Consider the following 13638-nt stretch of genomic DNA (forward strand, 5'->3'; position numbering starts at 1 on the left):
TCATGGATATTTCCGTTGCTGTTGCTTACCCGACTGTTGAGGTCGTCATTCCTCATTACCGGGATGCCGGACGTCTCGAACGATGCCTCGATTCCCTTTCAAAAACCCGTTACCGGCCGCTGGGCATCCTGGTGGTCGATAACGGGAGCGGCAAGCCGGAGCTGGAGAAGCTTGTCTCCAGGTTTCCCGGTGTTCGCCTGCTCTCCCTTCCGGCAAACCGGGGTTATGCGGGCGGCTGCAATGCCGGCGCCGGAGCATCCGGGTCGGAATATCTGGTTTTCATGAACGACGATACCCGGCACGAGCCGGGCTGGCTCGAGGAACTTGTTTCTGCCGCACAGCGCGATCGGCGGATTGCTGCTCTGCAGCCTAAAATTCTCTCCCTTCCGGAGCACGAAAAGGGGCGGCAGGTTTTCGACCATGCAGGTGCGGCAGGAGGTATGATCGACCGGCTTGGCTATCCATGGTGCTACGGCCGGAATTTTTCCGGTGTGGAGGCCGATAACGGACAGTACAACCAGCCGAAAGAGATTTTCTGGGCTTCGGGTGCGGCCATGCTCGTCCGGCGGGATGTTTTCGAATCGCTCGGCGGGTTCGACGACTCCTTTTTCATGCATATGGAAGAGATCGATCTCTGCTGGCGGATGCGGCTCGCCGGATACCGTGTCATGTCGGCGCCCTCTTCGGTAGTCTGGCATGAGGGCGGCGCTTCGCTGGCGCAGGGTTCCCCGGAAAAAATATATTACAACCATCGGAACAACCTCCTGATGCTCCTGAAAAACATGAGCCTGTCTTCCCTCGTGGCGGTGCTTCCGGTGCGTCTTTTTCTGGAAGGGGGTTCTGCCCTGTTTTATCTTTTCAAAGGTCCCGACGGCATTTCGTGCTCCCTTTCGGTACTCAGGGCCTTGCGGGATGTTCTGCTGCGCTTGCCCGAAACGCTCGATGGCAGGAAGCTGGTGCAGGCTTTGCGGAAAAAAGGCGACAGGGCGCTTTTCAGCGGTCTGCCGTTCAGCGTTTTTTTTCGGAGGTGAGTCTTTCTATGGTTTTTTCGATGGAGCGAGATGGCCTTTGCGAACCATGTCGTCGGCTGCCTCGAGGATACTTTCCATGACCGGCATGAAGCTTATGCCAAGTTCCTGCTTGATTTTGCTGCATCCGTAACGGATCGAGCGTCCGATGTGCGTCCGGATGTAGGTTCCGGTATCGCGTGGCAGCGTCCACGAGAGAGCGGTCATGAGCGAGGTTCCGAGGCGTCCGGTGAGGTCCCTTTTCGGCAGCGGGTAGTCGGCGTATCCCGAAAGGCGAAGCAGTTCCACCAGTTCGCGCATGTGCATAAGGCCGGCTGAACAAAGGTACCTGCCGCTGGCTTCATCTTTTTCCATGGCAAGAATATGCGCACGGGCGGTGTCCCTGACGTCCACGAACCCCCAGTTTATGTCGAGTATGCCGGGGTAGACGCCGGTTATGATATCGCGGATCATGGCGTTGGTGGTGTTGATGGTCGGGACGATCGAGGGGCCGGTGACCATGGCGGGATTGATCGACACCAGGTCGAAATGCGGTTTATTCTGCCCGATATAGTCCCATGCCGCTCGTTCGGCAAGGGTTTTCGAGTAGTGGTAGGGATGACGCTGCAGGGATGAACGGGTGTTCCAGTCGCGCTCGGTGAACACTTTCGTACTGTCGGGCTCATCGGTGATCGCCGCCACGGAGGAGGTGAGTACGATGCGTCTGAGTGTGGCTGTTTTTCCCGCGGCTTCCATCACCGCGGCTGTGCCTTCCAGCGCCGGTTTGACAAGATCGTTTTCCGGATCCCTGACATTGATGACGTAGGGGCTTGCCGTATGGATGACACAGGCGCACTCCCTGAAAGCGGGAAGAAACGATTCGCTTCTGAGCAGATCGGCCTCCACCAGCTCAAGCCGATCCCTGGCGCCGGGAAGCTGCAGCAGGTACGGGTAGTGTTCGGGGCTCCTGCGCACGGTTCCCCTGACCCGGTACCCCTCTGCAAGGAGCTGGCTGACGATATGCGATGCGATGAATCCGGATGCGCCGGTAACGCAGACTGGTTTTTCTGTGATCATGGAGCGTGTTCCGTGAGACTTGTTACCTGTGGTTATCTGCCGCCGGAAATGCCGATCATGTGGCAGAGGCTTTTTCGGCGCTCTGTTTATGTGCTCTTAAAATGCCCGGAAGATCCTGACGCTGCACGAAACTGACCAGGATCGGCGGTGCGAAAAATGCCGGTTTGATCGTCGCTTCATAAGAGAGTATCGTGCTTTTTCGGCCGGAAAGCGGCAGCAGCAGCCAGGATCCCCCGTAGACAAGGAAGTCGCCGCTTATCTGCTCGAAGACAATCCGCTTCAGATGTTCCTCTTTGACCAGCAATCTGAAATTAACCGTTTTTTCAAATATAAATATTCCGGTTTTTCCGGTCTGATCGAGGATGACTTCGCTGTCGTTTCGTTCGACAAGCCGGCTTGCCATGACTTTCGGAAGGGTTCTGTGGAGGTTGTCGTAATCCGTCAGTGCCCTCCAGACAGCGTCAGGAGGGGCGTCGATAAAAACGCTTCCCCTGACGCCGATGATGTCGTCGGCAAGAAAGGCAAGATCGATCAGAATATCTCCCTGAACGAGACGACGCTCCTGAGCGGGTGAAATTCCGGATTGTTCTTTTTCCATCAGGAGGAATGGTTACTCCGGGCCGGCCTGCGCCCGGGTCGAAAAAAGGTTGCGCACGACAGGGCTTACATCGGCCGGTCTGCCGGATTTACGGTCTACGGGGCACCAGACCGTCCGGGCGACTGCCAGTATCCGGCCCCGGGATGCTTCGATGATTTCGGTATGGCGGTCGAAAGCGAATCTCGTTGCCGCGCCGATCCATGTTTCGGCTTTCAGCCTGTCCCCGGCAAATGCAGGCCTTTTATAGTCGATTTCATGGCGGCGCACCACCCAGAGGAGCGTTTGCCGCTCATCTGCAGGTGCAAGGGTAGCCCAGTGAGCGACAGCGGCGTCCTGAACCCATCGGAGGTAGACCACGTTGTTGACATGACCCATCAGGTCGATATCTTCAGGCAGGACGTCGATGCTGATTGAAAAACGGTCGCGTTCATTACTCATATCATGCCTCTATCCTTTTTCTAAAATAAGATTTCCTGATCGATAAGAGGCGATTGCCGGTCTGTTTTTCATGAGGTTTTCAATCTGCGTATTGTATGAAGCGGTACGAATTGTTACCATAAAGGAACCGCTCTCCTCGCTATACCGTTTAACAGGGCAAGCACGGTGAGTATGGTTGCAATATTGCAGAAACAGCCGGCCCCGCCCCGGAGGAAGATCGTCCGGTCGAGTTTCGGTAAACAGCAGCGAGAGCGTCCATGAAAATCAAGTTTGAAGCATACCTGCTTCGCTCATTGCACGGGTTCAACCATTTTCTTCATGCACTGGTCGCCATCGCTCTGGTTATAGCGAGCCTGATGGTGGTATGGGAGTTTTCCGTTGCCGTGGCCCACTCCTTCGGAAAAAACGATCTTGCCCACGGATTTCTGCAGGCTCTCGGCTCGCTCTTTATCGTCTGGACCCTTTCAAGCCTTATTGCAGCCGAAATCAACTATGTGCAAACCGGCGTGTTTCATGTCGCGGTGTTTATCGAGGTAGCCATGATAACCCTTCTGCGCCAGCTCATTGTCGAGCCGGTAAAGGTTGCCGCCGGCGCACAGGATATGGAGAGCATTTTCAACGCGTGGCATTACGGTCTGCTGCTTTCGGCCCTTCTTGTTACCGGAATCCTGCACAAGCTGGTCACCAGTTCGGAGAAACGGGAGGGCGAGTGACCTTTTCTGAAAAGATTCCGTTTTTTTCGTCCGGAAAACTATCCCCATAACAGCATCCCGAAAAGGATCTCCCATGAAAAAACCCGCTGCGACTCTTTTTTTTGCATTGCTCATGCTCTTCATGAGCAGCTGCGCCCGGCATCTGAAACCCGACAATTCCGCCGAAGCGGAGCCTCTTTCGACGGGAGACAACAGCAGGATTTCCCTCGACTGGCCGGGCGTCTACCGGGGAGTTCTTCCCTGTGCGGACTGCGCGGGCATCGAAACGACCGTGACGCTCTCTGAAAACGGCAGAAGCCTTGTCCTGAGCCGGTACACCGGAAAAAGCGGGCGGGTTTTTTCCGAAGAGGGCTCTTTCGTGTGGGACGGCGAGGGACGCACGATCAGCGTTTCGGGCAAAGGGAGCGGTTTACGCCGTTACCTTGTGGGCGAAAACATGCTGGTGCAGCTCGACAGTGAGGGTGCTCGCATTACCGGTCCTCTTGCAGAGCGGTATGTCCTGAAGAAAATCGCATCCCCCGAAGCGATCCTGCCGGACGCGGCTCTCTGTGAAACCCGCTGGAAACTTGTCGAACTCGGCGGCAGGCCCCTCAAAAAATCGCCGGGACGGCAGAATGAAGCGCATCTCGTTCTGGAAAAAGCCGGTGGCAAGATTCACGGTTCCGGAGGGTGCAACAGATTTTTCGGCAGTTACGAGCTCAGGCCCCCGGACCGGATCCGTTTTTCGGGAGTTGGCGCGACCATGATGGCGTGCCCGGACATGGAGGAGGAGAGCGCGTTTTTCAGGGTTCTCGAAACCGCCGACAGCTATACCATCAAGGGCGATACCCTGCAGCTGAACAGGGCGCGGATGGCGCCGCTGGCAAAGTTCGAGGCTCTCTACCTGAAATGAATGCCGCAGGTTCGGTGCTTTGTTTGCGGCTTCCGTAAGCCGCAGTGTGCCTGCAGGTACCTTCTGTCATCATGCAACCTGTTGTTTTTATGCTGCTTTTCGTGCTTTCTGTTGTGTTCGGCCTTGTATTGCTTGTCTGGAGCGCCGGTCGCTTCGTTGACGGTTCCTCCGCGGCCGCAGGGCATTTCAGGGTTCCGCCTCTGTTTATCGGCATGGTGATCGTCGGGTTCGGCACCTCCGCTCCTGAAATGACGGTTTCGGCCATATCCGCTTCGCAGGGAAATCCGGATATCGCGCTCGGCAACGTTTTCGGATCGAATATCACGAACATCGCGCTCATTCTCGGCCTTACCGCACTGCTGAGTCCTGTAGCCGTGCATTCCCGCGTGCTGCGCAAGGAGCTTCCGATTCTGACGCTTGCGACGGGCGTTGCCGCGTTTCTGATGTTCGACGGCATGTTCAGCAGGCATGACGCCTTCGTTCTGCTGCTTCTTTTCGCTCTCCTGATGGGATGGACAGCGTGGGAGGGTCTCCGGAAATCGAGCGACGGGTTCGCCACCGAAATGGAGAGCGAACTTGAACGGCATCAGTTGCCGCTCGGCAAGGCGCTCATGCTTGTCGTGACAGGTCTCTTGCTGCTGCTTGTCAGTTCGCGCATGCTCGTATGGGGGGCTGTCGGTATCGCCGGAACGCTCGGAGTGAGCGATCTCGTGATCGGTCTGACCGTGGTGGCCGTCGGCACCTCCCTGCCCGAACTCGCCTCGTCGATTGCTGCCGTTCGCAAGGGCGAGCACGAGATCGCGCTCGGCAACGTACTCGGCTCGAACCTTTTCAACATCCTTGCCGTTGCGGGCGTAGCGGGTGCGATCTGCCCTTCGGCCATCGAACAGTCGGTTTTTTTTCGTGATAACGTGATCATGCTTTTGTTGACCGTTTCCCTCTTTGTCATCGGTTACGGGTTTCGCGGTCAGGGGACGGGACGGATCAACAGGATCGAAGGTTCGATCCTGTTGGGCTCTTTTGCAGCCTATACCATCTATCTCGTTTTGACGGCCTTAGGGTAGCGCTTCCGTCGCGCAGGACGGAGCCGAACCGTTCTTCCCGCCCACCCTCCGGATTTCACCGGCATCGCGTTGCCCTCTCCGTTTCTGAAAAACGGCTAATCCGGAACGCCGGAACAGCGCCCGGCGGCAATGCCGTCGAGACCTTTGTGCGGGGTTTGTTCCTGCTTTTTGTGGTATATTGCGGCAACAAAAAAGCCAGAGAGTCATGAAAATAGGTATCTCCTGTCACCACACCTACGGCGGAAGCGGGGCGATTGCCGCCGAACTTGGCAAGGCGCTTGCCGGGCGCGGCCATATCGTTCATTTTTTCAGCCAGGCGGCCCCGTTCAGGCTGGGGACGTTTTCGAAGAACATTTTCTATCACGAGGTCGAGGCGATGCACTACCCGCTCTTCGAGTGCCCATTCTACTCGCTTGCCCTCGCCTCCAAGATCGCTGCTGTCGCCTTCTACGAAAAGCTCGACGTGGTTCATGCCCATTACGCGATTCCGCACGCCCTGAGCGCCATGCTCGCCCGGCAGATGCTCGAGGACAAGTGTGCCGAAGTCCGCTGTTTCCGTCTTGCCACCACGCTGCACGGTACCGATATTACCGTTGTGGGAGCCGATCCCGGCATGCAGGACGTCGTTCGTCTTGCCATCAACAAATCGGATGGGGTGACTGCGGTGTCGGGTTATCTGCAGGATGAAACCCGGCGGATGTTCAGTCCGAAAAAGGAGATTTCGGTGATTCCGAATTTTGTCGATACCGCACTGTTTACCCGCTCTCCCGATCCGGTGCTCCGCGGGCAGCTGGGACTCGGAAGTGAAAGGATCGTTATCCATATTTCGAATTTCAGGCCGGTGAAGTGCATCGGCGATATCGTCAAGGTGTTTGCAGCCATCACGGAGCATATCGATGCGACGATGCTCTTTGTCGGGGATGGCCCCGAACGGAGCTCCGCCGAGATTCGGGTGCGTGAACTGGGTATTGCCGACCGGGTGCGTTTTCTCGGCAAAATCGACGATATCGTGCCGCTGCTCTCTCTGGCCGATCTCATGCTGATGCCGAGCAACGCCGAATCGTTCGGCCTTGCGGCCCTCGAGGCGATGGCTTGCGGGGTGCCGGTGGTGGCTACCGACGCCGGAGGTTTTCCCGAGTTTATCGAATCCGGAGTGCATGGCTACCTGCTTCCTCCAGGCGATATCGGTGCGATGACCGAAAAATCGCTGACGCTGCTTCAGGACGAAACCCTGCATCAGGCCGTTTCTGCAGCCTGCGTCCGACAGGCAAAGCGTTTCGAAACCTCTCTGCTTGTCGAACGGTACGAGGCGTTCTACTCCGAACTGATCGAAGCGTCCCGCCCCGGCTGAAGGGTCAGTAGCGTTTTGTGGAAAGCAGGACGCTGCGGTACTTCTCGAGGTTTTCCAGCACTTCGCCGGTGCCTCTGGCTACGGCCGTCAGCGGCTCTTCGCTGATATGCACGGCAAGCTTCGTTTCCTCGTTGATTTTTTTATCGAGCCCCTTGATGAGGGCTCCGCCGCCTGCAAGGAAAAGTCCCCGGTCGAGGATATCGGCTGAAAGCTCGGGTTTGGTGACCTCGAGGCTTTTCTTGATCGAGATGATGATCTGGCTGATCGGCGTGGCGATCGCGTCCCTGATGGTGGGGGAGTTGATTTCGCGTTCTTCCGGGAGCGCCGTAACCAGGTTTCTGCCCCGCACGGTCATGGTCAGCTCCTTGTCGAGCTTGTAGGCCGATGCGATCTTGATTTTGACATCCTCTGCGGTGCGTTCCCCGATAGCGAGGTTGTATGCTTTTCTGAAGTGCCTGACGATTGAGTTGGTGATGTCGGTGCCGGCTACACGCAGGGACTCCCCCGATGCGATGCCTCCCAGAGAGATGACCGCAATTTCCGTGGTGCCGCCCCCGATATCGACGATCATGTTGCCCATCGGCTCCTTGACGTCGATGCCGATACCGATTGCCGCAGCCATCGGCTCGGCCACAAGGTAGACCTCCTTGGCCCCTACATGTTCTGCGGAATCCCGCACGGCACGTTTTTCGACCTCGGTGATGCCGGAAGGAATGCCGATAACCATCCTGCGTATGCCGAACGAGAACTGGGTTTTGGTTTTGTTGATCAGCCCCTTGATGAGCTCTTCGGTGGCTTCGTAATCGGCGATCACGCCGTTGGCAAGAGGTTTTATGGTAACAATGCCGGGGTGGGTTTTTTCATGCATCAGGAGGGCGTCGTGGCCTATGGCTACAACCTTTCCCGAGTTACGTTCGCGAGCGACAATCGAGGGCTCATTGAGTACGACCCCTTTGTCGCGGATATAAATAAGAGTGTTTGCCGTGCCGAGATCGATAGCGATATCCCGGAACAGGCTGCTGAAAAAGCTCATGTCATCAATAGATCTAAGTGTGGTGTCATCGCGGCTTGGAAAGGCGGCTGTTCAGGCTATATTCCAAGGTTTCATCTGAACCCTAAAAGTACTCCAATAGAACTTTTTTTTCAAATGAAAAGAGCCCCTCCTGCAGCTCTTTTTTCGGAGTCTGCTCTTTTGTCGGGAAGGGGGACGGTTTTTATAAACAGCACGATTCACTACATTAGCAAAAACAGGAAAAAGCGGTCTGCAAAACCATAAACGGGATTGAAAAAGTGTTGAATATCTACCGTTATGCCACCGACAAAGAGGCGCTGAAAAAACAGCTGGAAAGAAGCGTTGTCTACGAACCGGATGTCGAAAACGCCGTTCATGACATCCTTCATTCGGTCCGCACGGAAGGAGACGCTGCCGTGCGTGACTTTACCGAGCGGTTTCAGGGAGTCCGCCTGCAGGAGATGATGGTCTCTCCCGAGGAGATCGCCGAAGCCTACGAGAATGCCGATCCCGCCTTTATCGGGGTGCTCGAGGAGGCTTACCGGAACATAACGGCCTTTCATCGCCATGAGGTGGAAAAAAGTTTTTTCTATGAAGAACCGGGTGGAGTGATTCTCGGCCAGCGGGTGACTCCCATGGAGAAAGCCATGCTCTATGTGCCCGGAGGAAAAGCAGCCTATCCCTCCTCTCTGCTCATGAATGCCGCGCCTGCCCAGGTTGCCGGTGTCGGGGAGATCTGTCTGACGACCCCCTGCGACCGTGAGGGGAAGATCAGTCCGCATATTCTTGCCGCCGCCGCCGTTGCCGGTGTCGGACGCGTCTACAAGCTTGGAGGGGCCCAGGCGGTCGCGGCTTTTGCCTATGGCACCCGGACCATCCCCAAAGTCGATATCATTACCGGACCGGGCAACAAGTATGTCGCCCTGGCCAAGAAAATGGTGTTCGGCCACGTCGCCATCGACAGCATCGCCGGACCTTCCGAGGTGGTTGTGCTTGCCGATGAATCGGCCAATCCCGATTTCATCGTGCTCGACATGTTCGCCCAGGCAGAGCACGACCCCGACGCATCGGCCGTCCTCATCACGCCGTCCGAGAAGCTGGCATTTGCCGTAAGGGATGCTGCAATGCGCCGTATCGGCGGCATGCTCCGCAAGGAGGTGATCACCGGGGCGCTTTCGGCCAACGGGGCCATCGTCATTACCGGTTCCATGGAGGAAGCCTGTCGGGTTTCCGATATGATAGCGCCCGAACATCTGGAACTGCATGTTGCAAGCCCATGGGATGTGCTTACCGGAATCCGTCATGCCGGAGCCGTTTTCATGGGGGCGTACTCCTGCGAAACCGTTGGCGATTATTTCGCCGGGCCGAACCACACCCTGCCGACCAACGGGACGGCGAGGTTTTTCTCCCCTCTTTCGGTTCGCGATTTCATCAAGCACACCTCGATCATCTCCTATTCACGAAAACAGCTGCTCGCCTGCGGCGAAAAAATCGCCTCCTTTGCCGACCATGAGGGGCTTCAGGCCCATGCCGAAGCGGTTCGTGAACGGCTCAGGCAGTCATGAAGCCAGGCGATTTCGATTATCCGCTCGAGGAGGGGATGATAGCCCGGTACCCTCCCGAGGAGCGGGGCTCGTCCCGGCTGCTGGTGCTCGACAGCACGACGGGGGAGACGCTGCACAGCCGGTATGCGGCTCTTGCGGATTTTTTACGGGAAGGGGACCTGCTGGTGCTCAATAACAGCCGGGTGGTCAAGGCGAGGATGTTCGCCCTGAAAACCACGGGAGCCTCGGTAGAACTGATGCTGCTTGAAAAACATGAGGGGATGCAGGACCTTGTGCTTTACCGGGGACGCCTGAAAAAAGGGGACCGGCTCACGGCACACGGCCACGACCTGCTGGTCTGCGAGATCGCCGGCGAGGGCATCGCCCGCATCGCATCCACCGAGGGCCTCGACCTGCCGCTTCTGTTCGAACGGCATGCCGCCGTCCCCATTCCCCCCTACCTGAAACGGGAGGCCGAAGCGGTCGACACGGAACGATACCAGACGGTTTTCGCCGAGCGTCCGGGTTCGGTTGCCGCACCGACAGCTTCGCTCAACATGACCCCCGAACTGCTTGCCAGGCTCCGCGGAAAAGGGGTGGATACGGCGGTGCTGACCCTGCATGTCGGACTGGGAACATTTCTGCCGATACGGGTCGAACGATTCGAGGAGCACGTCATGCACCGGGAGTACTACGAAATACCGCTGGACGCCATCGAAAAGATCCACCGGACAAAGGCTGCAGGCGGAAGGGTGGTAGCGGTGGGCACCACGGTTACCCGTTCGCTCGAACATGCTGCCGGGCGTCCGGAATGGGATGCTCCGGAAACGGGAATGAGCGGGGAAGCGGATATTTTCATCTATCCGGGCTGCAGGTTCAGGGTTATCGATCTTCTGCTCACCAATTTTCACGCACCGCGTTCGACCGTGCTGATGCTGACCGCCGCATTTGCCGGCAGGGAGCATCTCATGAAGGCATATGGGGAGGCGACGGCCGAAAACTACCGCTTTCTCAGTTACGGCGACAGCATGCTTGCAGGAGCAGGAGTGCTGACCGGCCTCAGGGCTGAATCCCGCTGACTTTTTCCTGTTTTATGGAGCCTGCCGGCTGAAGAACGGAAATTTTTTTGCCGGCGCGTTTCTGCTGCCGGTTGACCGCTTTACTATTTCAGACAGGTCCGAAGATCGGACTTAGAAAGTGCGGCCTGTTCTCGGGCCATGTTTCCGCTATTGTTTTGTTTTAAAAAAAAGGTGTGCTATTATAGTTCTTTTGTCTTTTTCCTGAAGACAAAAGAGCGTTTCCCTTCCTGTCGGATCTCAATGTAATAACCGTTTCAATCGTAACTCCGGGAGAATGACCTATGAGTTTTGTCAGCCAATATCGCGCGCATACTGAAGAGAGAGCCCAGCTTGGCATTCCGCCTCTGCCGTTGACGGCGGAACAGGCACGTTCGCTGATCGAACTGCTCCGGCAGCGGCCGGTCGTCGATAAAGAGTATCTGCTTGAACTGTTTTGTGAGCACATCAGCCCCGGTGTGGACGATGCCGCTTTCGAGAAAGCGGCGTTTCTTGACGCCATCATCAAGGGTGAGGCGAGCTGCGAAGTCCTGACGCCGGCAGAGGCGGTTAAAATTCTGGGCACCATGCTTGGCGGTTACAACGTAAAGCCGCTTATCGATGCATTGAGCCATGAGGATTCCCTGATCTGCAGCACGGCCGCAGCCATGCTCAAGAGTGTGCTGCTGGTCTATGATTCATTCGATGCCGTTGCCGACATGTCGGTTTCCAACCCGTATGCAAAAGAGGTGCTGCAGTCGTGGGCCGATGCCGAATGGTTCACCTCGAGGCCGTTACTGCCTGAGAAAATGACCCTGACGGTCTTCAAGGTGCCCGGCGAAACCAATACCGACGATCTTTCACCGGCCAGCGAGGCGTTTACCCGCAGCGATATTCCCTTCCATGCGCTCTGCATGCTCGGCTCGAAAATGGACGACCCTATCGGAACAATTGCCCGCCTCAAGGAGAAAGGCAACCCGCTCGCCTATGTCGGCGATGTCGTGGGCACCGGATCGAGCAGAAAATCGGGTATCAACTCGGTGCAGTGGCATCTCGGCCAGGATATTCCCGCCGTACCGAACAAAAGAACCGGCGGCGTGGTGATCGGCGGCATTGTTGCACCGATTTTTTTCAATACCGCCGAAGATTCAGGCGCCCTGCCTATCCAGGCCGATGTGAGCGCCATGGAGACAGGGGACGTGATCGATGTTTACCCCTGCGAAGGCAGGATAGAGAAGAACGGCCAGATCATCTCCCGTTTCGATCTCGCTCCCAATACCCTTGCCGACGAGGTGAGAGCCGGCGGGCGGATTCCTCTCATTATCGGAAGAACCCTTACCAGAAAGGCGCGAGCCGTGCTCGGCATGGGAGAGGAGAGCATTTTCACGGCGCCTTCCCAGCCTGCTGATTCCGGAAAGGGTTATACTCTCGCGCAGAAAATGATCGGCAAGGCATGCGGTCTCGAAGGAGTAAGGCCGGGCATGTATGTCGAGCCCGAAACCCTGACGATCGGCTCGCAGGATACGACCGGCGCCATGACCCGCGACGAGGTCAAGGAGCTTGCCGCACTCAGCTTCAGCGCCGATCTGGTGATGCAGAGTTTCTGCCACACGGCGGCTTATCCCAAGCCTTCGGACGTCAAGCTGCACCGCACGCTGCCGTATTTCATCATGAGCCGTGGCGGCGTAGCCCTCAGGCCGGGAGACGGTGTCATTCACACCTGGCTGAACCGCATGGTGCTTCCCGATACCCTCGGTACCGGAGGAGACTCTCATACCCGGTTTCCCATCGGCGTATCCTTTCCCGGCGGTTCGGGTCTCGTGGCCTTTGCCGCGGTGACCGGCACCATGCCGCTCAACGTGCCCGAGTCGGTGCTTGTGCGCTTCACCGGAGAACTGCAGGAGGGGATCACCCTGCGCGACCTTGTCAATGCCATTCCGTATGTCGCCATCAAACGGGGACTGCTGACGGTCGAGAAAAAAGGAAAGAAAAATATCTTCGCCGGCAGGATTCTGGAGATCGAAGGACTTCCGCAGCTCAAGGTGGAACAGGCTTTCGAACTCAGCGACGCTTCGGCGGAGCGCAGCGCGGCGGCCTGTACGGTCCGCCTCGACAAGGAGCCGGTCATCGAGTATCTCAACTCCAATATCGCCCTGCTCCGGCAGATGATCGAAGAGGGTTACGGCGACCCCGAGACCCTGCGTCGCAGAATAGGCAAAATGCAGGAGTGGATTGCCAATCCCGTGCTTCTGGAACCTGACGCCGATGCGGAATATGCGGCGGTGCTCGACATCGACCTGAGCACCATCACCGAGCCGGTGCTTGCCTGTCCGAACGATCCCGACGACGTCATGACGCTCAGCGAGGTGCTGCTCGACGACACCCGCCCGAAGAAGATCGATGAGGTCTTCGTGGGCAGCTGCATGACCAATATCGGCCATTTCCGCGCTCTCGGCGAAGTGCTTCGCAACAAGGGGGTCGCTTCGGCAAGGCTCTGGATTTCGCCTCCCACCAAGATGGATATGAAAAAGCTCGTCGAAGAGGGCTACTATTCCGTGTTCGGCGCTTCCGGCGCGCGTATGGAGATGCCGGGCTGTTCGCTTTGCATGGGCAACCAGGCAAGGGTCGCCGACAACGCAGTGGTGTTCTCGACCAGTACGAGAAACTTCGATAACCGTATGGGCAAAGGTGCGCAGGTTTATCTCGGTTCTGCCGAGCTTGCCGCCGTAGCCGCGCTGCTCGGTCATCTGCCCAACAGGGACGAGTACCTCGAAGTGGTCAGAAAACTGCTTTCCGGCGAGCGGGAGCGGGAGATTTACCGTTATCTGGATTTCCACAGGCTTGGCCAGGAGGATCTTCAGGTGCTCGTCGATTAAAAAATATTTTT

12 protein-coding genes are annotated in these 13638 nt (G+C 57.1%); 8 read left to right on the forward strand and 4 right to left on the reverse strand.

What is annotated here, in order from left to right:
* Window positions 1-2 precede the first annotated feature (2 nt).
* A complete protein-coding gene (locus tag WBP50_RS06450) occupies window positions 3-1031 on the forward strand; it encodes a glycosyltransferase family 2 protein (RefSeq protein ID WP_423932559.1) in 1029 nt (342 codons plus the stop codon).
* Window positions 1032-1037: 6 nt separating this feature from the next.
* On the opposite strand, the gene WBP50_RS06455 is transcribed toward WBP50_RS06450, so the two are convergent.
* The 3 genes from WBP50_RS06455 to WBP50_RS06465 are packed head-to-tail and all read right to left on the reverse strand — an operon-like array spanning window position 1038 to window position 3120.
* The gene (locus WBP50_RS06455; RefSeq protein WP_423932561.1) at window positions 1038-2084 is read right to left on the reverse strand and encodes an SDR family oxidoreductase; all 1047 of its coding nucleotides are present in this window, start codon (window positions 2082-2084) and stop codon (window positions 1038-1040) included.
* A 55-nt stretch (window positions 2085-2139) separates the two neighbouring features.
* Window positions 2140-2682, reverse strand: coding sequence for an SRPBCC family protein (locus WBP50_RS06460; protein WP_423932562.1), 543 nt, complete (start codon window positions 2680-2682; stop codon window positions 2140-2142).
* Window positions 2683-2694: 12 nt separating this feature from the next.
* Window positions 2695-3120: an acyl-CoA thioesterase gene (locus WBP50_RS06465; RefSeq protein WP_423932564.1), complete on the reverse strand. Its 426-nt coding sequence runs from the start codon at window positions 3118-3120 to the stop codon at window positions 2695-2697.
* A 257-nt stretch (window positions 3121-3377) separates the two neighbouring features.
* On the opposite strand from WBP50_RS06465, the gene WBP50_RS06470 reads away from it, so the two are divergent.
* From WBP50_RS06470 to bshA, 4 genes are all read left to right on the forward strand, one after another.
* Window positions 3378-3833 (forward strand): phosphate-starvation-inducible PsiE family protein, encoded by a 456-nt coding sequence (locus WBP50_RS06470; protein ID WP_423932565.1) that lies wholly within the window; start codon window positions 3378-3380, stop codon window positions 3831-3833.
* Window positions 3834-3906: 73 nt separating this feature from the next.
* Window positions 3907-4725, forward strand: coding sequence for an META domain-containing protein (locus tag WBP50_RS06475; protein WP_423932567.1), 819 nt, complete (start codon window positions 3907-3909; stop codon window positions 4723-4725).
* A gap of 89 nt (window positions 4726-4814) precedes the next feature.
* Window positions 4815-5789, forward strand: coding sequence for a calcium/sodium antiporter (locus WBP50_RS06480; protein WP_423932614.1), 975 nt, complete (start codon window positions 4815-4817; stop codon window positions 5787-5789).
* 205 nt (window positions 5790-5994) lie between these two features.
* Window positions 5995-7140, forward strand: a complete 1146-nt coding sequence (gene bshA, locus WBP50_RS06485) for an N-acetyl-alpha-D-glucosaminyl L-malate synthase BshA (protein WP_423932569.1) — start codon at window positions 5995-5997, stop codon at window positions 7138-7140.
* 4 nt (window positions 7141-7144) lie between these two features.
* On the opposite strand, the gene WBP50_RS06490 is transcribed toward bshA, so the two are convergent.
* A complete protein-coding gene (locus WBP50_RS06490) occupies window positions 7145-8173 on the reverse strand; it encodes a rod shape-determining protein (protein ID WP_423932571.1) in 1029 nt (342 codons plus the stop codon).
* A gap of 257 nt (window positions 8174-8430) precedes the next feature.
* On the opposite strand from WBP50_RS06490, the gene hisD reads away from it, so the two are divergent.
* The 3 genes from hisD (at window position 8431) to acnB (ending at window position 13627) form a co-directional block, all read left to right on the forward strand.
* Window positions 8431-9717, forward strand: a complete 1287-nt coding sequence (gene hisD, locus WBP50_RS06495) for a histidinol dehydrogenase (protein ID WP_423932573.1) — start codon at window positions 8431-8433, stop codon at window positions 9715-9717.
* Window positions 9714-10775 carry a tRNA preQ1(34) S-adenosylmethionine ribosyltransferase-isomerase QueA gene (gene queA / locus WBP50_RS06500; protein WP_423932574.1) on the forward strand — a complete coding sequence of 354 codons (1062 nt, stop codon included), beginning with the start codon at window positions 9714-9716 and terminating at the stop codon, window positions 10773-10775. The genes hisD and queA overlap by 4 nt, the downstream gene beginning before the upstream one ends.
* A gap of 281 nt (window positions 10776-11056) precedes the next feature.
* The gene (gene acnB / locus WBP50_RS06505) at window positions 11057-13627 is read left to right on the forward strand and encodes a bifunctional aconitate hydratase 2/2-methylisocitrate dehydratase (protein ID WP_423932576.1); all 2571 of its coding nucleotides are present in this window, start codon (window positions 11057-11059) and stop codon (window positions 13625-13627) included.
* The last annotated feature ends 11 nt before the right edge of the window (window positions 13628-13638 follow it).

Origin of the sequence: Chlorobium sp. (assembly GCF_049593655.1) — a bacterium.
Classification (GTDB): Bacteria; Bacteroidota; Chlorobiia; order Chlorobiales; family Chlorobiaceae; genus Chlorobium.